Here is a 22,972-nt window from a genome sequence, read left to right as displayed (position 1 = left end):
AGGGATGCGCCAAACTTATTTCAACTGTAAAAATGAAAAAAAATTCATTTTTTATGATTTATTTACAAAATAACCCTAATAATTGTAAGGAATGATGATTTTTACACCGCCAGAGGCGCTTTTAATTACTGGTCTGACTAGTTTGGTTGTGTTATAAATTTATTAAATCGCACTTTAAAAGGACATCTTCATGCATTTTGAACAATTACTTCTCCAAGCTTCAAAAATTGGAAGTTCAGACAATACCGAACAATTAACTAGCACAATGCAATTTCCAGAAAACTGGTGCCAAGGCAGAACTGCTTTTGGTGGGCTATCAGCCGCACTGTTGTATCAAGCAATCAGAGGTAAGGTTGCAAGTGATCGTCGTCTACTTTCTCTTAGCACTAATTTTGTAGGACCATTGCTTGCCGATACTCCCTTTTCTTTATCAGTAGAAATATTACGACAAGGTAAAAGCAGTACACAGGTACTTGCCAAAGCCATTCAAAATGAACAAGTGTGCGTTATCGTACAAGCATGTTTTGCTAAAAGTAGAGAGTCGGGTGTTAATGTGCCCGTTTCGAAATCTTTAGGGTTAAAACCGGTAGACGAGCGCTATACACTCCCTTTTGTTAAAGACCAGATGCCTGAGTTTTTTCAGCATGTTGATTTATGCCCACAACAAGGCGCTATGCCATTTAGCAGCGCAGAAACTTCTCACTTAGGGGGCTGGATGCGCTTTAAGCACACCCCAGAGCAAATAACAGAAGCGCACGTTATTGCATTAACAGATGCATGGCCACCTACGTTATTACAAATGTTTAAACAACCCGCTCCAGCTAGTAGCATGTCTTGGTACTTAGAGTTTGTGCAAGAACCAAACTTAACACCTGGCGAATGGCTTGGCTTTGAAGCAATCACTCATCATTCAAAAAATGGTTATGGTTTAGAAGATGGCTGTATTTGGTCACAATCAGGGGAGTTAATAGCCCTTACACGCCAAACGGTGGCGTTATTTGACTAAAAGCCCTAAAGCCAAACAATATTAAAGTGTTTGGCTTTTAAAGGCTTATTCACTGTTCGCGTTGTATTAATGCATTAAATATTGCAAAATTGGACAAACATTCTTCTTGCCTGGTATTAAATTGCAAACTATCTGCCCCTGCTGCGATCTGATCATAGACATACCTCGCATAATCGCAAAACAAATGGCGATATGCCCACATTGTCACCATAAACTTTGCGAAGCCGATGTTAATCACGACAGTCGCATAGTTGCACTAAGCTTTAGCGCACTATTAATGCTGCTCAGCAGTATGTTTTACCCTTTTATTTCATTTAGTAGTAGCGGTATAACTCAAACTATTACACTGCCCGACGCGGCTCGAATTTTGTTTAATTATGATAGTGAGCTACTTGGCTTATTTATTGATCTTAGTATTATTGCCCTGCCTATGGGTTTACTCCTTATTTTGATCCCTCTGCACTTAGGGGTATTAAAAACATTGCCCGAAGGCATAGCAAGGCGGTTATTGAAATTCACCCTTGCGTTAGAGCCTTGGATTATGTCAGAAATATTTTTAATCGGTGTGCTGGTCAGTATGGTTAAAATTATGTCGCTGGCTGATATTAGCTTTGGGGCAAGTTTTTGGGCTTATGTAGGGTTTGTTATTTTATATATAGCAGCACTTGTTCACTTAAATCGCCCGCGTTTATGGGCTCAAATTAAGCCTGTAAAATTACTCGAAGGCGCTGATAACGCAAAACGCGCAATTGATGAAAATATTAAAGCCTGCCATGTATGCCACCAACTATGCACCGGTGATATATGCCAGCGTTGCCACACTAAAACACACATCAGAAACCCTTATAGTGTACAAAAAGCAACTGCATGGTTAATAACCTCTGTTATTTGCTATATTCCTGCTAATGTTTTACCAATAATGCATACCACTAGTTTAGGTGATGAATCCCCCTCTACATTAATTGGTGGTGTAATTACACTTTGGAAGAGTGGTTCCTATCCCATTGCTGCCATTATATTTTTAGCCAGTGTGGTTGTACCGCTTGCTAAAGCGTTTGTGCTGAGCTTTTTATGTATTATGGTTACAAAGCCTGCAAATCGGCATACAAAAAGTTATACTCGAATTTATCAACTGACTGAGTTTATTGGAAAATGGTCAATGATAGATGTATTTGTCGTTGCTATTTTAGTTGCCTTGGTACAGCTTGGTAATTTAATGTCGGTAACTCCAGGTCTTGGCATTGTATTTTTTACAGTTATGGTATTATGCCAAATGATGGCTGCCCATGCCTTTGACCCACGACTGTTGTGGGATTCACCTAAAAATAAGATATCAGAGAATAAAGCATGACCGAAACTGCTGAAATAACAAAAGAACCGAAGATTTCCGCCATCTGGATCATTCCGGCAATTGCGCTTTTAGTGGGCATGTGGATGCTATATCAGTATCAAGCAAATAAAGGCCCTACTATTTTTATCGAAATGCCACAAGCCGAAGGTATCATTGCAGGTAAAACGGAAATAAAAGTACGCAGTGTAAAAATAGGTCAAATCGATCATATTCGTTTATCTGACACACAAGACAGTGTTATTGCTCGTGCACAAATAGATAAAAATTACAATAACTTATTAACCGATGATGCAAAAATTTGGGTCGTTAAACCTCGCATTGATGAAACAGGCATTAGTGGTATGAGTACTCTTTTATCAGGTGTTTATTTAGAGTTTTCTCCAGGAGAAAGTAAAGAGCTAAAAGAAAGGTTTACGCTCCAAGATGAACCCGCACTTATCGGTAAAGACGTTAAAGGCGGTCGCTTTAAACTCCTTAGTTATAACGCTGAAGTACTTGATGTAAGCACCGGTATATTCTTCAAAAATTATAAAATAGGGCAAATAGAAACCGCTACTTTTGATTGGGAAAACCAAGCAATGAAGTATGGCGTTTTTATTAAAGAACCTTATCAAAACCTCATCACTATGAATTCTATTTTTTGGGTGAACGCGGGTATTGAAATTGACCTCTCTGCAGACGGTATTAATATAAATACTGGCTCTTTAAGCAAACTTTTAAAAGGCGGTGTTTCTGTTGGGTTACCCGAGCAACAGGCCCCGGGTGAAATAGCACAAGATGGGCATAGCTTTTCATTAAGCCAAAGCTATAAAGAAGCGTTAGAAGAGCGCTTTTACGACTTTGATTACTACCTAATTGAATTTGAACAATCCGTTAGAGGGTTGCGCACAGGAGCGCCTGTAGAATATAGAGGTATGCGTGTAGGGACTGTTGTAGAAGCCCCTGCTAATGTAATTGTTAACGGTAAGCCCGCTCACTTTAGAAACCACAATACGGCTGTTCCGGTACTTATAAAAGTAGAATACGGACGTTTGTATCATGACAGTGCTTCAGCTAAAGAATATTGGCAAGGTAGTTTAAAAGGCTGGATTGAAAGTGGGATGCGCGCTTCATTAAAGCCCGGCAATTTATTAACGGGTGCGGTGTATGTTGATTTTGATATATATCCCGACGCACCCGCAGCGCATTTAGGCAAACTTGTTCAATATGATGTTTTTCCAAGTATTTCCAGCGGTATAACCGTATTGGCAGATCAAGTATCTGATGTACTCAATAAAGTTAATGACTTAAAAATTGAAGATAGCTTAGCGCAAATGCAAGCGACATTTACTGACTATCGAGCGCTTGCTAATGAAATGCGAGAGCTACTGAGCCAAAAAGACACACAAAATTTACCGGGTGACTTTAACCGTAATTTTGAGAAAATGACAAAAAGTATGGTGCAATTTGAAGTAACCATGCGTCAATTCGACAAAACAATGGCCAGTTACCAAGCCGGTTCTGAACTTCATCATCAAATACAGCAAACATTAAAAGAATTTAAACGTTTAAGTGAAGGGTTACAACCGCTTACTCGTGGTTTGAACGAGCAACCTAATATGCTAATTTTTGATAAATCATTACCCGCAGATCCAAAACCAAGGAAGCAATAATGAGATCGTTATTTTTAACTGCAAGTTTATTATTACTATTGTCAGGTTGTAGTTCATCAATACAAACTGCGACACAGTATTACCAGTTTGAACAGCCAATAGGCGCTTCGTCTCGCAACATTGCGGATACAGATGCGCAACTAAGAATACAAACTGTTGTACTCAGAGGCGCTTTAAATAATTTGGGCATTGCTATGAAAATAGATAGCAACCAAATTCATGCTGCAAATTACAACCTGTGGGGCGAATCGCCGGATGTAATGCTTACTGCCACAGCCCAGCAAACACTCTTTAATGCTATGCCTAACTGGATGGTAATAAAAGGCTTACCAGTCATTACTGAACTTGATCAACAAACATTTTATGAACTTGAATACGAGATTCACCACTTTAATGGCGATATGCAAGGTAACGCCGATATTTCGGGGCTCTGGCGCTTGTACTATACACATCCAGAAACCGGACGACGTCTTGTAAGTATTCATAATTTTTCAAACATAGTGCCTATTGATGATGACGGCTATGACGGTTTGGTATCAACGCTTGAAAAAATATGGCTAAACATCAATTTAGATATTGCTAAAAAAATTGGCCAATCGAATTTTTAATCAACCTCAAAATATATCTTCAATTTTTCTTCTGGTGCGTAGTTTACTTCGTTAGCCTGATCGTGATGGTGCTCTAGCAACACCTTTTTTACTTTTTTATTAAATATATCGTAAGGCTCTTTTGTATTAAATTTATAATGACAAAATTGTACCTATTTTATATCATCCTCACCAACACCAAAAACAACCCATAAGCACGTACAAACCCACTTAAACCAATACAATAGTACCAATAAAAAATCATTAAATAGTAGCAGGTAAACCAAAAAGCAAAATACTTTGTTCACAATTAAATTTCGAACACATTTAATTTAATGAGTTAGTTATCTATTTTTGTAGCAAAAAGACAGCGCTTTTTTAAATTTATTGCGTCTACTTTTACTAATGATTTGTTTAATAGTAGAGATATCAGGAACTACCATATGAAAAAGAAAATACTACTCACAGGATTAGCAATCCTTTTGCTGTGCCCAACAATACACGCAAATGCTGCCATTGGAAATCTAATCTGGGAGGAGAATTTCAACACATTAGATGATGAAATATGGACAGTTGATGTTGGAGACGGGTGTGACCAAGGTCTCTGTGGTTGGGGGAATCAAGAGCTCCAATGGTATGCTAAAAGTAATGCATACATTGATAACATACCCAATGAAGCGGGAAATAAGGCTCTCATTTTAGAAGCTCGAGATGAAGCAAGTAATGGTTATGCCTTTACTTCTGGTAAAGTACAAACTAGCAATAAAATTGCTGTAAAATATGGCATGATCGAAGTGCGCATGATGGTACCCGATGTAGGTATTGGATTATGGCCAGCAGCATGGTTACTTGGCACTACAAACCAATCTTGGCCTGCCAAAGGCGAAATAGACATGATGGAAATGGGCCACAAAGCACAAGCACGCGTGGATGCAGGCTTTCCTGGGGCTGATATTAATAGCTACGTTGGCTCTAACTTAATTTTTTACACCGACGATGCCTGTAGTGATGGTAATCCAACATGTGCTGCAAGCATTGCTTGGCAAAACGATAATGCGCACGTATCAAATGAGCCATTAACAAACCGCTTTGTAACATATCGCACTTACTGGACCGACTCGCAAATACGCTTCACTGTTGAAGATAACGGCGTTGAAATTGATATGTTCGATGCACCTTTTACTATCACTGATGAGTCGAGTGAGTTTCAAGCTCCCTTTTATTTACTATTGAACTTAGCTGTCGGTGGTAATTTTACCGATGCCATAACCAACAACCAAGTCACCGCTATAAAACCGGCAAAAATGTACGTAGATTACGTTCGAGTGTATGAATTAGATGGCCAAGGGGAAGTATTTATTGGTGATCAAACAGTTCCAGAAAATGGCAGCTTTGGCATATACACAGACACAACAGAAACTAACAACCAACTTGAAATAGGCACAAATGCAGACATTTTTGTGTGGAATACGCAGTCTATTACTGCAGGTGATGAACCGCCATTTGAAGGTGGTAATGTTATTTCGTGGGATTATGTCTCTGAAAATGAATGGTTTGGTGCAGGGGTTCAAGCACGCCAAGTAAGAAATCTAAGTAACTTTTCAGAGGATGGTGTATTAAGTTTTAAAATTAAAATACCAGCAGACGTATCGTTTAAAATCGGTATTGAAGATACATATACAAATATAAATTGGATCGAATTTCCAGCTAATGAAGAACATTATGGGTTAATTCGAGATGGTCAATGGTCTACAGTGAATATTCCTGTTAATGAATTGCGTGGTGAATTAATTGCACTGCAATCATTAAAAGGCCTTTTTTATATTACAAGTCTTGATAATGATTTACCCAAAGCCCCCTTTGAAATGGCGATAGATGACATAGTGTGGTTAGGTGGTAATACAACTTCTAACCAAGATGACGCTGATAATGACGGTGTATTAGATACTAATGATATTTGCCCTAATACCCAGCCTGGTAACAATGTTGATAATAACGGCTGCCACATAATAACTGCACAAAGTGTGCGCATTGAAGCTGAGGATTACACTAACTACTATGATAAGACGCCGATAAATATTGGTGGTGAATACCGTGATGATGCTGTTGACATACGAACAACAACAGATCAAGGCGCTGGCTACAATGTTGGATGGATAGAACCAGAAGAATTTCTTGATTACACACTAAATTTAGGTGCAGGTACATACGATATCAATGCCCGCGTTGCTTCTGCAATAACGGGTAGCTTTACGTTATCTATTGATGGTGAAGCTATTGCAACCGGTGTTACTGCTACTGAAGGTTGGCATGAATATGAAACATTGTTTTTAAATACAGTAGAACTAGAAGCATCGCAACATACATTAACTATTACAGCACAAAGCGGAAGTTTTAACTTTAATTGGCTAGAGTTGACGCTTATAGAACCAGAGATAATCGATACAGTTATTGATAGTGATAATGATGGAGTACTTGATGCTCAAGATCAATGCACCGATACTCTACCAGGTTCGGTTGTCGATGAAGCTGGTTGTAAAATCATACAAACCAATATCTTAGATATTGAAATCACCTCGCAAAGTTCACTAGATTTTGTTGTTAATTTACCTGATTGGGCTGATGTACATTATTTTGTCAATGAAGGTACACAGCGTAATTTCAGAATGGCCAACAATGGTAATAATAACACAAGAAGCCTTACTGGGCTAAATGATGGCGATCAGATTATTTACTCTTTTACATATTTAGACAGTGATTACAGAGTAAAAACGTCACCTTGGTTTAACTTAGTATTTAGTAGCACTGCGTTCACTAACAACGGTGGCGACGATAACGGCGACGATAGCAGTAGCAACGGCGACAATGGCAGCAACAACGGCGACAATGGCAGCAACAACGGCGACAATGGCAGCAACAACGGCGACAATGGCAGCAACAACGGCGACAATGGCAGCAACAACGGCGCTGACAATCCTCTTAATACAGATTTAACGAGTATTGTTCCTTTATTTAATGCCAATACGGTACTTGAGCAAGCCATATCATTCGACAGAGGCGATGCATTAGTGACTCGCTTTGCCGATCGTGGGCGCGATCGTCATGCAAAAGAGGACCAATTTCAAGCCTACGATCATTATTTATCACACTATTGGACGCATCGAACAGCACAGTTTGAGCTTGCTGACTACGTAGCTAAAGGAGGCTCAACTATTGAAATTACTTTTATTACTGAATGGAAATTAGGCGCAAAAGAACTTAGAGCTTGGTATCGCGGTTTAAATACAGTTGCTGAATACCATGGTAATTTAGGGGGTAATGTTGTTGAATTAGATAACGGCAGTTACGATCATAACTTTAATAAAATAAGTAATGATGGCGATCAATACCGTTACCATTTAGTTATTGATCGTTACCGCCCTTTAAACTGGTCAGCATCTGATAATATCCCATTGGCTGTGGGTCAACGGATGGAATTTGAAGTAAGTCAGTTTCTAGACGGTGTACCAGAGGGGCGTGAAAATTATTACGGCACAACCTATTTGTACATTATAGGTGAAGGTCTTGTACCATGGAAAACAGTGGGTGAATTTGAAGATTCAACATCAGAACGCGAAGATTCATACCCTATTGCAGAACATGGCCGTTTAGGTGGCGGTACTACTTTACCATACAATTATACTGCGGAGTCTGACAATCACTTTATGCAAATGGCAACTAATTTATCGAATATTAATGGTCAAACATTTGTTAAAGGTCGTCGTGTTCATCACACTAATTTTAAAACAGGTGGCCATGATGAAAGCGTTGAAAATGGTATTTTCGCTGAACTCGCAGGTAAAGCGGGGCCGAACTACGTAAATGCATCTTGTGCTGGTTGCCATCAACGAAATGGCCGTGCCTCTGTTGCTGATGTAGGCGAACCATTAGATAAATGGGTGTTTGCAATTGCAGACGAAAATGGCCAACCAGATCCTCTTCGTGGATATATTTTACAATCTAACAATATTGGTATTAATTCAGCTTTAGGTGAAGGTACAGTTAAAATTGCTTCATGGACTGAAAATAATGGCTTGCGCTCACCTAATTATGAGTTCTCAAAAGGTCGACCTGCACGTTTTTCTGCTCGCTTAGCACCACAACTAGTCGGTTTAGGCTTACTCGAAGCAATAAGTGAAGAGACAATATTAGAACGTGAAGATGAAGCAGATCTTAATGGAGATGGCATCTCTGGCAAAGCTCGTTTATCCACTGACCCTATAACAGGCGAAACGCGTTTAGGACGATTTGGTTATAAAGGTAATGCAACAAGTATTATGCATCAAGTTGCTGGCGCATTAAATACAGATATGGGTGTAATGACATCGGTATTGCCAACTCCTGATTGTGGGCCAGAGCAAACAACCTGTGGAAATAATACAGGCAGTGAGCTTGCTGATGAACACCTAAATGATTTAGTTAAATATGTTTCTTTATTAGGTGTTCGTGCACAGCGCGATCTTGATGATTCAAGTGTAATATTAGGTGAAACGATCTTCAACGAAACGGGTTGTGAAAGCTGTCATAGAAGCACAATGAAAACCAGTGAATTTGCTGTACACACAGAGCTTCGCAGTCAAACTATTCGCCCATTTACTGACTTATTACTCCATGATATGGGTGAAGGTCTAGCTGATAACTTAGGTGGCGGAAATGCAACCGGTGCAGAGTGGCGCACAGCACCACTTTGGGGCCTTGGTTTATCCGCATGTGTAACCGCAGGAGTAACTAATCCAACAGGTTATCAAGGTGACGACGTGTGCACACCTGACGCAAACTACCTTCATGATGGCCGTGCACGTACTATTAATGAGGCGATCATGTGGCACGGTGGAGAAGCAGAGCAATCACGTATTGCTTATGAATCTCTGAGTAATACAAGACGCTCAGCCTTGTTGGCGTTTTTAAACTCACTATAAGACATCGCAATAAGAACGACATTCACATCAGTATAAATTACTGATGTGAATGTTTCGCTATTCAATCATCCACTGCGTAATCATTCACTTCTATTTAACTAAATCTCTGTAAACCCTCCCCCGTTGCATCATTTATTTATAAGATTAAACAAATCACTTTGATACATAAAACACGGCCTCAAATTTAAAGGGTTGAACACTGCTGTCTATAAATTTTTTATTCACTAAAACAATAGCGTATGAATAAATAATATCATTTTAAGCAGATAGCCAAATAAAGTAGATTAGATATGCCTTCATGATTACACGTACCAATATAAAAAACTTGAGGATCACTGCGAAGTGTAGTGGTCAACTAATTTTGGCCACAGTTTTAGAATCTTGATATCTAACCTCAGATTCATTTGGCGCTAAACCGGCATTATAATGATGCGGCCTAACATTGTTGTAATATCCATTTATGTAATCACTTACGCTATATTTAGCGTCTATAAAGTTTCCATATCCAATCTTTGGCATCCATTCCGTCTTAAAGCTTCTAAAAAATCGCTCCATTGGCGCATTATCCCAACAATTTCCACGTCTACTCATACTTTGTGCTATTTTATAGCGCCATAAACGTTGGCGATATTTTAAACTTGTATAATGGCTACCTTGGTCTGAATGGAACATGAGTCCTGTCGGTTTCCCTCTGCTTTCATATGCGAGTTCAAGCGCTTTTAGCGTTAAATTAGTATCTGGTGACAACGACATTGCCCAGCCAACCACTTTGCGTGCAAATAAATCAATAACCACGGCTAAATAAGCCCAGCGATTGCCTGTCCAAATATACGTCACATCACCGCACCACACGGTATCCGGCTCAACAACATCAAACTGTCTATCAAGCAGGTTTGGGATTTCAAGGTGTTCATTACCACCACGTTTATATGAATGTTGAGGTACTTGGCAGCTTTCGAGCTTTAATTTAACCATTAGCTTAGCTGCACGATAACGGCTCAATTCAAAATCATTGTTCGTTGCTATCGCTGCGATTGTCCGTGCCCCTGCTGAACCACCACTCATCGCATGTATTGCTTTTACTTCAGCCTCTAACCTTACTTGCTCAGGTGTCGGCGTTGTATCCCGTATGGCCCAGTACTTATAGCTGCTGCGATGCACATTGAATACGCTACACAGCAGACTAATTGGATAACGCTCTCGTTGATTTAACTTCTCGATTAACGAGAATTGTTCAGGGAGTCGGACATCAAGAGAGCGGTAGCCTTTTTTAATATATCCTTTTCTAATTCAATGCGTTGGATTTGCTTTTTAAGTTCGCGGATTTCAATTTGTTCGGGCGTCATTGGTGAAGCTGTGGGTGTCTGACCATTGCGTTCTAGCTTTAATTGAGTAACCCATTTACTTACGGTTGATTTACCCACCCCCATCGCTTTTGCTGCGTCTTCTTGCGTATAACCTTGGTCTACTACAAGCTGAGCCGTTTCTAATTTAATTGCCGCTGAATATGTTGCGCGTTTTAATTTCGTCATTTTTTCACCCAAATTTGTATGCTTATTAGCATAACATTTCTTTCTTAATGGGTGGCCAAAATCACTGTACCACTACAAAGATAAGTAACAAATACATAAACGGCTAGGTTAATAAGTTTTAAAGGCTGAGGCTCACTGCCAAGGCAATTAACAAATAAATAAATGGCTAAGTTAATAAATTTAAATATAAAAAAACCCGTATAGCAAACGCTATACGGGTTTAGATTCGTTATTCGTAAAAATTATTTTGTTTTACGAACGTATGTTACGTCTGTCATTGTAATTTTAGACGTTGTAATCCCAATTTTCTCAAAACACTTTTTAAAGCTTGAAGAATCACCATGTTTTCCACAATTATCTGTGCCTTCAGGGTATTGTGATTGTAAGTAGTTACCAAATTTGAAGTATGACTTTGAATCATCTTCAACTTCAGTTTCTAAGTCCTTACCAAAAGCAGATACTTTTACCACACCGTAATCATTTAATACGTGGAAAGTAAATGAATCACCGGTCTTAATAGTACCTAGGGCTTTTTTCTCTTCTTTACCGCTCTTATTAAGAATTCGAACGTACACATCGAATATACCGTTTTCAGCTTTACTATCAGAGAAACCAGGCTCATCAGTATCAGAAACGTAAAGTTTCATAATCGTACCAGTATCACCTGCGTGATGCTGCGCAACGATTGTTTTACCACCTTTAGAAAGGTCAACTTTAATAGTTGCTTGGAACTCTTCGTACGTATCCGTCATCGCAATACGTTTGCTTTCTTTGATTTTGTACTCATGACGCCAACCGTTACCGTTAGGCGTAGTCACTTGCTCTTCAAGTGCAAGAAATACTAAAGTAGAGTCGTTAATTCTTGGGTCACTCCCCTCTAGATCAAAAAGTGAACCATTAGTGATGTTTTCAGGAATAACTAAATCTGGAATTGACTCACCAGGATCTGTTGGTTCCGTAGGCTCTGTTGGCTCTGTTGGCTCTGTTGGCTCTGTTGGTTCCGTAGGCTCTGTTGGCAATTCAATTGGGCTATCTACTAATTCACCACAACCGTAAAGTTGTGCTTCTAGTAAGCTATTCCATTGAGAATCTTCAGAAGAGCTATTTCCTTGGCCTATAACTCGAATAAAGCGAGTATATACGTCGCCTAAATTATTCTCATTTAGCTGTTCATTTCCTTTGGACTCTCCACCCGTAAGAATTGAATCCCAGTTAACACCATCTAATGACGCAGCAATGTCAAAATAAGCTGTGCGCTTATCCGCTGAGTACCAAGCAGTTTGAATTGAATCAATTGTTGTCTCGCCACCTAAATCTAACTGTAACCATTTACCGTTACCTTTAGAAGACCAACGAGAAGAGTCTTTCAAAGAATTATCTACAGCAAGACTTGGCTTATAATTACCGCTTGATGAACCATCATCAGTAGCTGAAGCGCTTAAGCGTGTAATTGGGCAGGAAGCTGGTGGCTCTGTTGGTTCTGTTGGTTCTGTTGGTTCAGTAGGCGTTTCAATTGGACTTTCTTTAAGTTCATCACAACCATATACTTCTACATCTAGTAAGCTATTCCATTGTGAGTCTTCAGATGAGCTATTACCGTAACCCACAACTCGTACAAAGCGAGCGTAAACATCGCCTAAATCATCTTTATTAAGCGAGTCATCACCTTGAGATTTAGCATCTGTTACTACAGGAGTCCAGTTTTCACCGTCTAGTGACGTTTCAATATCAAAGTAAGCAGTACGCTTGTCGCCTGATAACCACGCTGTTTTAATACTGTCAATCGTAGTTTCGCCACCTAAATCAAACTGGATCCACTTACCGTCGCCCTTTGAAGACCAACGTGAAGAGTTAGTTAAAAATCCATCGATCGCTTTTTCTGGTGAGTAGTTGTTGTTATACGAACCATCATCGCTAGCTTCGATAACTTCTAACTTAGTCACGCCACACTGTTCTGGAACAGGAGTTGGTTCAGTTGGTTCAGTTGGGTTTGTAGGTATAGAATCAGCTCTAACTATTTGTATATCATCAAAGTAACCATGCTGGAATTCGTCATTAAATTTAGTGTAAACTTGAATTCTAGAACGTGACTTAGAATTAAATGGAACAACAGCTTTACGCCATTTGCTCACATCAAACACTACTTTTTTTACTACATCATAACCATTATTAACACCAAACTTACCAGAACCATTTACATAGCCTGTAAGAATGTAATCTGTATTTTTTTCAACGTCAATCCATTGGTGTACGCGCGCTGGTGAGCCCATTAATTGCAGAGATTGCGTACCAGAATTACTTATAATTGATGCACGTGCGTCATCAATTATCGTCCAATATGTTAGGCCACTTTCAAAGCCTGCGTTTTTAATAACAACTGCATCTGCATGCATTGAACCCGTTAACATTATCGCAGCAAGCGGTAATATTTTAAATTTTCCAATCATTATTTTTTCTCATTAATTTATTTAAATTACTTACCCACAAAAAAATACCAGCACTTTATAACTACATTAAAAAATAAAAGCAGGCTTATAGTTTGAAGGGGACGGCAATTTACCTTCTTAAGGTACTAATTGCAAGCCAATATTTAAATTAAAAAATAAGATACAAAATTACTATTCGTTAACAAATGTTAACTTGTGGAGGTTAAAACAAGTTTCTTATGGATTTTACGAATATTCAAGGTAGGTTCCGATGACGCATGCTAGCAGAAGTTACTGTTGATGAGTAAATGGATAAACCGAACTTTTCCTTATTATTTAACCTGAACTCTGGATAATAAATCTATCTCGCTCAGCTATTTTCAACGCTAACTGCGTTGAATTTACTTGCAATAGGCTGGCTAGAGAAAATAAATTTAAATATCACTTTAATTCAATACGTTAGTAAATATTTTAACCGGAGTTCAGGTTATACCAATCTGATCATATATGGGGTCTATTTAACGATAAGAAAATTTCGCTAGAACTAGGCAAAAATTTTTGTATCTAGTTGTTCTAAATAAAAATTTTTAACAACACTGTAGAGTGATTTAATTCGATAAATTGTTAAAATATTTACACAGGTTGGTATTATTTACGGAAAAATTAGAATTTGCATTAGGGCATGTGATCTTTGGTGGCTTAATTTCCAGCAATATGTTTGGTTTTTAAGCAAGGCAGAGCGTATGGTGTTTATTCCCCATAAATAGGCGATAACGAAGCATAAATACCAAACATGCGCCGCGATTTAATCGCCTCTAGATTGAAAAAATTTCAATCCACACAGGTCAACACGCCCTAGTAAAAATAATAAACTTTTAGCTAAACCATTAAAATATAAATATTAAAAATAACGATTTTAGAAGTGAAGAGTTAGTGTATAAAAGTAAAACCAGTACATTTGCACCGGTTTCACTTTACATATAACAGAGCGTATTACTTTTGTAACTTGATGCCATTGTAATAGGCATCAAGCGTTGTGATTTTAGTTTGATTTGGTAAATCGGCAAAGTCACTTTCTATAAACTTAGTCCCGCGTAATTGCACATTTAAACGTGCAGCATTAGGGTTAAGCATTGTTTGCTTGTAGTAGTCTTTTATATCTGCAAGCGTTACTTTTTCAACTTCATCAATCAGCTTTTGCTTAGAATCAAAGGTAAAGTTTTCACGGTACCAATCGTTTATAAGTGGGCTCATTTCGTCACTTAAGTTTTTAGGCTGCTCTTTAAGTGATACAAGGGTAGAGTTTTTCAGCTGCTCAAAAGTCTCTTCGCTCATGTTATCGAGTTCAACTGCGTATTCTTTTTTAAACTTATCAAAACGAGCTTGTATTTCTTTTGGTCCTTTAACCGGTGTTTGGATATACAAACCAATTGCTGAGTAATCTTCAATTGGGCGAGCTAACGCACCTACTGCGTATGCAAGTTGCTCCTCAGTACGCATTTTATCAAACGCAACTGTTCTAAAGTGGCTTTGTAATACAGCTGCTTCTGCTTTTTGTTTGTAACCCGCAACAGGATGAACGGTCATATCAACCACCGCTACATCGGCTACATCAATATCTTTTTGCAGTACCAGCGTTTCGCCCGGTTGTGGCAACCACGCTTTGCTTCGTGCAAATTCACTGCGCTTATGATTACTTGGTAATGTTGCACTTAACTCTTGTGCAATCGCGTCAATATCTTGCTGATCGTAGTTACCGTAACTAAATACGCGTAAATCGTTTTGTGCAAACGTAGCTGTTTTTAATTGTGCTAAGTCGGCAACACTCAGTGAGTCAGCGGCTTTTATAAGCGCATCTGTATCAAAGCCACCTGTACGCGTTAGTTTTGAATACTCGCCAAATGCTTGTGCATACGGAAACTGCTTTTGTTGGTTTAGTAAATTACGTTTAAAACGATCTACAGCTTGGCTAAATGCTTGTGCTGTTTCATCGGCTTTTAATCCGGTTAAAGCTTGTTTAAGCAATACATCTTGCTTATCTGTAAAACCACTCATAGATAAAACAAGGCCATTACTCGGTGCTAAGCTTACGCTCATACCGGCGATTGCTGCTTCGGTACTTAACTGACTTTGTTGAATATTATATAAATCAGCCCAAACAGAATAAAGGACTTCTGCTTTGATATCGTTCAAACCTGGTTGAGTATTTATATAAACTTCGACAAGCCCTTTTGGCTGCTCTGCAAATTTTTGACTTGCTTGGCGCCATACTTTTACACCATTTTTATCGTAAGCAAGTTCTGGGTGTTTTTGCTCTTTAAATGCTTGCGTTTTTATTGCAAAATTTTCAGGCAATAAATTGTTTACTGTTGGTAGTGCTAACTTAAATTCGCTTGGTTTTTTCCAGCTGGCAATTTCATCATCGCTAATGTCACTGATGCGGTATTTACCGTCGTAAAAGTGTAGTTGTGAGTCAGTCTCTTCTTGCTGCGATACATACCAAATACGAAGGGTATCGGCATTTAACTGCTCAAGTACATTGTTTACAGCGTCAGCGTCAAACTTTGCATAATAATAAGGTGCATTAATAGCGTGATTTAACGGATAATCTTGCATACTTTGTGTAAGTGAGCTTACATAATTAAATTCATCACCTTTTTCTAAAAACTTAAATTGGTTATTAAGGGAAGTACGAATTTCGTTGAAGTACTTGCTATCAACGCCTTCTTTTTTAATTAGGTCGATGTACTGCATGATAGTTGCAACTATTTCGTCACGATTTTTCATGCCTTCATCTGTAAGCTCTACATTTACATTTAACGAACCGTAGTTGCCATATTGATTTGGTGCAGCTGAAGCTGAAAGCTGAGATACCCACCCTTTATCACGAAGAAGTTGCGCTGGGCTGCCCGGCATTTCATTACTTAGTAAATACGCTACAAATCGGTTTGGTTTAAGTGCAAATTCACTATTATTATTAGCAATGGTGAAATCAAGTTGCAGCTGTTTTACATCTTCATTTGGTGCATAAAACACGCGTTTTCCGCCAGCGTTATCAAAATCAAGTTTTGCAGTCACTGTTGGTTTTTCGATATTTTTATTTTTTATGTCAGCAAAGTATTTTTGCGCTTTTAGCTCCATTTCAGCAATAGGTAAATTAGAAATAAGCGCAACTTTCATAATATTTGAAGAGTAGTATTTATTATAAAAATCAACCGTTTCTTTATGAAGTGAACTGTTTTCTTTATCGCCAAGGGTTTCTAGGTTACCAATTAAAAAGCGATTAGCTGGGTGATCGCCCATCATTTTACGCGCGAGTTTAAATTGTCCAAAAAAGTCCATTTCGCGGCGCATTGACCACTCTGCGTTCACTGCATTTTTTTCTTTGTCTGTGTATTCTGGGTATAGCTTTGGCGCTTTGAAAAAATCGGCAAAACGATCTAGCCCTTCATCAAACGCGTCGTTATTAATTTTAAACATGTAATTGGTAATATCGAGCCACGTATACGCGTTGTGCGCGCCACCATTTTTGGTCATAAAATCAGAATACCCTTTTGTATCTGGGTAACGATCTGTGCCTAAAAACAGCATGTGCTCTAAATAATGCGCCATACCTTGCTGCGACATCGGGTCGTGCAGTAAACCAACACCAACGCTTAGTGCCGCTGCTGATTTTTCAGCACCTGGATCTGACACTAAAATAACTTCAATGTCGTTTGCCAGCTTAAGTGTTTTATATTCGCGGTTATCGTTAGGACTTACGACTAACGTATCTGATAGTAAAGAGGCCTGAGGCGCCACTGAAACCGAAGCCGTATTTGAACAACCACTTAAAACTGCAAGTGCGATAGCACTAAAACCAATAATCTTTTTCATTTTTGTTTTCCATTAAAAAGTATTGCGCAAAATAGCGTGCGCCAATTCAAAGCAATATAGTTAAGCTAAACTAACATTTTCAATTAATAACTTTCTACAAAATAACGCTATTTTGTGTAACACATTGTGAAAAATGACTTCATAATCGAATATTAGATTGGGAATCTGCAAACCTTACAAGATTAAAAATCATTCAATATCAAAAGATACACAAACTCTAAATAATAATAAGGAAAAATAATGGAAAAAATCATCATACTTGCCATGTTCACACAAGTTACACTTTCACTGGTTGTTATGCTCATTATGGGTAAAAGGCGCTTTGCAGCAGCTAAAAATAAACAACTAGATTTAAGGGATTTTAAAACAATGCAGTTAGATAAGGCTGGCGACACTATTAGGGTTGCAGATAGGAACTTTTCGAATCAGTTTGAAATACCTGTACTTTTTTACGCGGGATGTTTACTTGCACTACAACTAAATAGCGCCAGTACACTTGTGGCTATATTGGCCTGTTTATTTGTAGCAACACGAATTGTGCATAGTGTTATTCATTTAGGTAAAAATAACGTACGCGCACGTTTTAACGTGTTTTTACTGGGTTGTATTTGTGTGTTTTCAATTTGGCTTGCGATGGTTTGGCGAGTATTATTTTAAATAGCAAAGTTTAATAATAGTAATGTGGACGACTGGTTTACGCCATCCACATTACCGTTAATTTTAATTATTTAGCATGTTTTAAACGAGGTAACGCAAGTAAAAAAGCACCTAAAAGCCAAATTAACCCGCCGCCAGAGCTACTACCTGAATCTGTTGATGTGTCAGCGTCAATTAACGTATTTGCAGTGACTGTAAGCCCTGCTGAAGAATTCGGGTCATCATCCATTACAGTTACGCTTTGAATAGTCACTAAATTAGCACTGCTAATCGTTACGTCATTGCTTGAACATTGTTCAGCAGTAATATCAACAACTGGAGTTTCACCACAGTGCACCAAAGCTGCAATTTTATCTAAAGTAGATTGACTCGCTGCAGTAATTTGTCCGAACACAGTAAAACCACCATTTTGCGTATCAAGTGCAGCACTGTTATCGGTGATATTGAAAAACCACTGGCTTGTCGCGCTATTAGCATCACCTGATAATTTAGCCATAGCAATTGTACCCTTAACATTAGAAAAAACCGGCTCATTTATTACAGTAGGCTTTGTCGTAATCGCATCTAATGAATCAGAAAATGTAAATCCACCACCTTGAATAACGAAATTACTGACAGAGCGGTGAATCACTGTTTCGTTATATGAATCATCTTGAACATAACTTAAAAAATTTTCGACTGTTTTAGGTGTTTGTTGATCAAAAAGATTAATTTCTATCACACCTTGGCTCGTGTTCATTTCGACAATAGTAGCGGTGCTAGTAAAACTTGCTGCAGCGAGTACTGAGCCAAGTAAAAGTTTTTTCATGTTACATTCCTGTTGTTATATTTTTTTAGATAAGTAGTTAATACGTTAACACATTAATACCATAGGCGATTAAAATCGATTCTAAAGTGCGAGTTGATACAAATTAGACCGTGTTGATAACAAATTAATTACATACATCATTATTTATATGCTTTTTAGCTATATAAATTTAATTATTTACAAATAAATCATCTAAAAAGCGTGACTACTTTTTGTTACTTTAAAAAAACACAAACAACAGGATCTAACAATGCCACACACTAAACAAACGATTTGCGACTTTGGTTTACACAAAGGTGAACCATACACAAAACTACCGGCGAGCTTTTTAACATGGATGATAGGTACTAATCACAGCAAGCGGGAATATGCGAATACCGAATTAAGGCGTCGTGAACGTGCTGCCACAAATCAATTAACTGCACCTTCTAAATAAAATGTAAATAAGTACGTTTTTTTAGGATTAAACTAGTTTAAACTACCCGCTCAATAAATTAAGTAGACCTTAATCCATAGGTATTTTATGCGTATTATTATTTTATTCTCAATTATTCTTAGTGTACTTGGTTGCACTTCATCATCAACTAGTAGTCCCTCAACTCAATACTTAACTGTTCTACATACAAATGATAACCATGGACGTTTTTGGCACAATGAAAAAGGCGAATACGGCATGGCTGCACGTAAAACGCTTATTGATTCGCTTCGAGCTGAAGCGAACAAACAAGGTCATGCCGTTTTACTACTCTCTGGTGGTGATATTAATACGGGTATTCCTGAGTCAGACTTACAAAAAGCAGAACCTGACTTTAAAGGAATGTCGCTGATTGGTTACGATGCAATGGCATTGGGTAATCACGAATTCGACAACCCTATTGATGTTTTAAAGCAACAGCAAAAATGGGTGAACTTTCCTTTTTTATCAGCCAATATATTTGAAAAAGAGACAGGCGAGCACGCGTTTGATAGCTATAAAATATTCAAAAAAAATGGCTTAACTATTGCCGTTATTGGATTAACAACAACCGACACAGCTAAAATTGGTAATCCTCAGTATATTGGGCACTTAGAGTTTAAAGACCCTGTTGACGTTACCGCAAAACTAGCTAAAGAAATAAAAGCTAAGTACAATCCTGACATTACAATCGCCCTGACTCATATGGGTCATTATGTTGATGCTAGCTTTGGTATTAACGCACCCGGTGATGTAACACTTGCTCGCTCACTTCCTGCAAACACGCTAGATATGATCATTGGTGGCCACTCTCAAGAACCTGTATGTATGAGCGATACAAATGTAAATGACGATAACTTTAAACCAGGTCTTGCCTGTAAACCAGACCAACAAAACGGTACTTACATTATGCAAGCCCATGAATGGGGTAAGTATGTGGGTAAAGCTGAGTTTAAACTTGAAAATGGAAAATTAACGTTACTAGACTACAAATTGATGCCAGTTAATTTGTATGTAGATAAAGTACAAGCTGATGGCTCAACTAAAGAAGTATTAGCGAACGAGTACATTAAACCAGACTCAAAACTTGAATCTTATTTAGCGGTATACCAAGCTAAAGGCGCTAAACAAATTGAAGGTACCATTGGTGAAGTAGATGCTCGTTTAGAAGGTGACAGAAACAAAGTCCGCTATCAACAAACAAATCTTGCACGCGTAATTATTCAAGCGCAAATGGATGTAGTGGGTGCAGACTTTGGACTGATAAGTGGTGGTGGCATTCGCAGCTCAATTGATGCTGGTGAAGTAAGCTATAAAGATATTTTAAAAGTACATCCTTTTAAAAATCGCATTACTTATATGGATTGGCAAGGCAGTGATTTATGGGATTATTTAAATACAGTAACGAGCTTCCCACCGGATGCAGGTGCTTATTTGCAATACCATAAACTATCGTTTGAGCGTAAAGATGGACAGCTAGTTAATCTGGTTATTAATGGCCAGCCTTTTAATAAACATAATACGTATAGAATGAGTCTAAATAGCTATAACGCATCAGGCGGTGATGGCTACCCTGCGCTTACAAATAAAAAGGGGTTTGTTAGTACAGATGAAACAGATGCCCAAGCCCTTCAAGACTTTATATCAAAAAACAGCCCTCTTAAAACGGCTGAGTTTGCTCCTAAGTAAATAAAGATAATAAGAGGAAAGTAGCCAAGCTACTTTCCTCTTATTTCGATATTGCCTTTTCTAATATTTGCCAGCCCATAACTATGCAAACGAGAGCGAGAGCCCTCACCATACGCTTTTGGTGGATAATATAATTCTTTCTCTTCAGGGCATTCGTTAAGTACTTCATCTAGTGCCGCACGTATTTCACTCAACGTTTTTTCAAGACTATTATTAAAGTTTGGTCTTTTTCTAACTGTGTGACCAAGTTGGACTAACCTATAAAAATACTTGTTAGCAAGCTCTAGCAGTTCCTCAGGTACATCTTTATTATGACTAAGTGCTACATCATCGTTATTTGTACAATACTCTATAAGTGCTAAATAAAAGCACAATGGCTTATTGGCTAAACATATTTTTTGTTCTGGGTTACAACTACTAGATAATGTTTTATCGTTAAGATCAACAATAAGTATCAGCGGCGTAGGCTCTACAATTGATTGATGCTTTGCATTATTAAACTGCTTATTGCTTTGTTTAATAAACGCAAACTTTACCCAAAAACTAATCAACACACTTAATACCAAAAATATAAAATAATAAATAAAATGACTCAGCGGAAAGTGAATGTGTTTAACACTAAAAACAACTAATACGAGTCCGTTATTTGTGCTCAAATTACGTATTATTTGGCTTGAGTTTATAGGTGTTGCCATTTCGCTTTTTGGTGCAATAGCAACAACTTTAAGCCCACTCATATTAATGTAGCTATTTAAGATTTTGATATAGCTGTTAACTGCATCTTTATTACCTGAATGCTTAAGCAGCTCATTTGGTAAATCAAGTAATGGTAAATCTAGTGCTATTTGCCTTTCTATCTGCGTTATTTTTTGTTTAGTTACTTGCTGGTTTTTTTGAGTTACAGAAATATAAAAAACAGACGATAAAGTTAAAAACAAGCAAAATAAAACAAGCAGTTGTTTATATTTACTCATCACTAACTTCCTCTTTTAAGTTTACTGAACTAGTACCGCAACTCCAAAATGGCTGTACGTTTTGATAGTAATGCAAACTTTGATCTTTAGACATATCAAGTAAATTTGCTTGCACTGCACACAATAAATCAGTATTGTTTTGCTGCATTTTTAAGTACCATCTTGTTCCTGAAATGTTATTACTCAATGGCGTAATATAGTTTTTAGAAAAACGTTTTTCGTCGCTCTCTTTCCAAAACGAGGCAATAATATCTACTTTTCCGTCGGCGAGTAAATCACGTAATTCGTTATGAGAGCTAGCATAAGTGATTTTCAAATTAGCTAAATTTATATCCAACTCTTTAAACGTCTGCTTTGGTAAAATATGCCCTGAGCGGCTGGTCGGATAATCAAGCAAACCTATGCGCTTATCTAAAAAGTATTGTTTTGTGATTCGAGGCTTTTCTTTAGAAGATATAAAAAAAGCCGTGTAGTCAGAAAAGCCAACAACAGGCTGGTAGTTATAGGTCGACTCTGCTTTAAAGGCTGCCATAATATTATTTTTAGCCAAAATTAAATCAGCAATACCTTTACCAACAAACTCAAAGCTGTCAGCCGTTCTATACCCCCAATATCCTTTTACAGAGCCATACTGCTTAGACACTACGTTATCAGAACACAAATTTTGTGTTAATAACTTGGCTATTTTTTTTGATTGCGTAAAAACAATCAATTGGCTTTTATTACTTGTTGCTGTTGTTTGACACTCTGTTGAGGTTTCGATCATAACTGGGAAATGCAAATCATCGTTATACACACTAACTTGTCCACAAACCCACGTAACGACCAATAAAACAAACAAAAATGTAACAATTAACGTTTTATGTAACACGATATTTTTCAAATTCAACGCAGTGCCACTCAAAAATAAATCATATATTGTATTTGAACAACTTTACTTACTTATTACAACAAGTAATTTTACCTGTTAATTATAAGTTATTGATTTTAATCACAAGTGAA

The 22,972-nt window shown here is 37.8% G+C and carries 14 protein-coding genes; 8 read left to right on the top strand and 6 right to left on the bottom strand.

Annotated elements, in window-relative coordinates; all coding sequences use genetic code 11:
- Positions 1-190 precede the first annotated feature (190 nt).
- From LOS73_RS06250 to LOS73_RS06230, 5 genes are all read left to right on the top strand, one after another.
- Positions 191-1,006 (top strand): thioesterase family protein, encoded by an 816-nt coding sequence (locus LOS73_RS06250; protein ID WP_033038145.1) that lies wholly within the window; start codon positions 191-193, stop codon positions 1,004-1,006.
- 184 nt (positions 1,007-1,190) lie between these two features.
- Positions 1,191-2,357 (top strand): paraquat-inducible protein A, encoded by a 1,167-nt coding sequence (locus LOS73_RS06245; protein ID WP_007375533.1) that lies wholly within the window; start codon positions 1,191-1,193, stop codon positions 2,355-2,357.
- Complete coding sequence (pqiB, locus tag LOS73_RS06240) at positions 2,354-4,009, top strand: intermembrane transport protein PqiB (RefSeq protein WP_007375534.1); 1,656 nt, start codon at positions 2,354-2,356, stop codon at positions 4,007-4,009. The genes LOS73_RS06245 and pqiB overlap by 4 nt, the downstream gene beginning before the upstream one ends.
- Positions 4,009-4,617 (top strand): PqiC family protein, encoded by a 609-nt coding sequence (locus LOS73_RS06235; RefSeq protein WP_007375535.1) that lies wholly within the window; start codon positions 4,009-4,011, stop codon positions 4,615-4,617. Before pqiB ends, LOS73_RS06235 begins: the two co-directional genes overlap by 1 nt.
- Before the next feature lie 422 nt (positions 4,618-5,039).
- Positions 5,040-9,554 carry a di-heme oxidoredictase family protein gene (locus LOS73_RS06230; protein ID WP_457934679.1) on the top strand — a complete coding sequence of 1,505 codons (4,515 nt, stop codon included), beginning with the start codon at positions 5,040-5,042 and terminating at the stop codon, positions 9,552-9,554.
- Between the two features lie 351 nt (positions 9,555-9,905).
- On the opposite strand, the gene LOS73_RS06225 is transcribed toward LOS73_RS06230, so the two are convergent.
- From LOS73_RS06225 to LOS73_RS06215, 3 genes are all read right to left on the bottom strand, one after another.
- Positions 9,906-11,086, bottom strand: a protein-coding gene (locus tag LOS73_RS06225; protein WP_457934053.1) for an IS3 family transposase whose coding sequence is annotated in 2 segments (ribosomal slippage) — positions 9,906-10,828 and positions 10,828-11,086 — 1,182 coding nt in all. Because the reading frame shifts where the segments join, the coding sequence is not laid out codon by codon here.
- Positions 11,087-11,328: 242 nt separating this feature from the next.
- A complete protein-coding gene (locus LOS73_RS06220) occupies positions 11,329-13,533 on the bottom strand; it encodes a discoidin domain-containing protein (protein ID WP_457934678.1) in 2,205 nt (734 codons plus the stop codon).
- Positions 13,534-14,505: 972 nt separating this feature from the next.
- Positions 14,506-17,388 (bottom strand): insulinase family protein, encoded by a 2,883-nt coding sequence (locus LOS73_RS06215; RefSeq protein WP_457934677.1) that lies wholly within the window; start codon positions 17,386-17,388, stop codon positions 14,506-14,508.
- 240 nt (positions 17,389-17,628) lie between these two features.
- Between LOS73_RS06215 and LOS73_RS06210 the strand changes: the two genes are divergently transcribed.
- A complete protein-coding gene (locus tag LOS73_RS06210; RefSeq protein ID WP_033038149.1) occupies positions 17,629-18,045 on the top strand; it encodes an MAPEG family protein in 417 nt (138 codons plus the stop codon).
- 67 nt (positions 18,046-18,112) lie between these two features.
- Here the strand turns inward: LOS73_RS06210 and LOS73_RS06205 are convergent, their stop codons facing one another.
- Entirely contained in the window at positions 18,113-18,853 is a 741-nt protein-coding gene (locus LOS73_RS06205; protein WP_033038151.1) for a peptidylprolyl isomerase, read from the bottom strand.
- Positions 18,854-19,103: 250 nt separating this feature from the next.
- Here LOS73_RS06205 and LOS73_RS06200 point away from each other — a divergent pair, with 250 nt between their 5' ends.
- Positions 19,104-19,289, top strand: coding sequence for a hypothetical protein (locus LOS73_RS06200; RefSeq protein ID WP_007375541.1), 186 nt, complete (start codon positions 19,104-19,106; stop codon positions 19,287-19,289).
- An 87-nt stretch (positions 19,290-19,376) separates the two neighbouring features.
- Positions 19,377-20,996: a bifunctional UDP-sugar hydrolase/5'-nucleotidase UshA gene (ushA, locus tag LOS73_RS06195; RefSeq protein WP_457934676.1), complete on the top strand. Its 1,620-nt coding sequence runs from the start codon at positions 19,377-19,379 to the stop codon at positions 20,994-20,996.
- Positions 20,997-21,025: 29 nt separating this feature from the next.
- Here the strand turns inward: ushA and LOS73_RS06190 are convergent, their stop codons facing one another.
- Both LOS73_RS06190 and LOS73_RS06185 read right to left on the bottom strand, forming a co-directional pair.
- On the bottom strand, positions 21,026-21,970 hold the full coding sequence (locus tag LOS73_RS06190) for a hypothetical protein (RefSeq protein ID WP_007375543.1): 945 nt from the start codon (positions 21,968-21,970) through the stop codon (positions 21,026-21,028).
- Complete coding sequence (locus LOS73_RS06185) at positions 21,963-22,859, bottom strand: type 2 periplasmic-binding domain-containing protein (RefSeq protein ID WP_188085299.1); 897 nt, start codon at positions 22,857-22,859, stop codon at positions 21,963-21,965. Before LOS73_RS06185 ends, LOS73_RS06190 begins: the two co-directional genes overlap by 8 nt.
- Positions 22,860-22,972 lie beyond the last annotated feature (113 nt).

It is taken from the genome of Pseudoalteromonas sp. SCSIO 43210, from assembly GCF_054133285.1.
The sequence above is the reverse complement of the archived record's forward strand: the minus strand, read 5'-3'. Positions and strand labels throughout refer to the sequence as shown.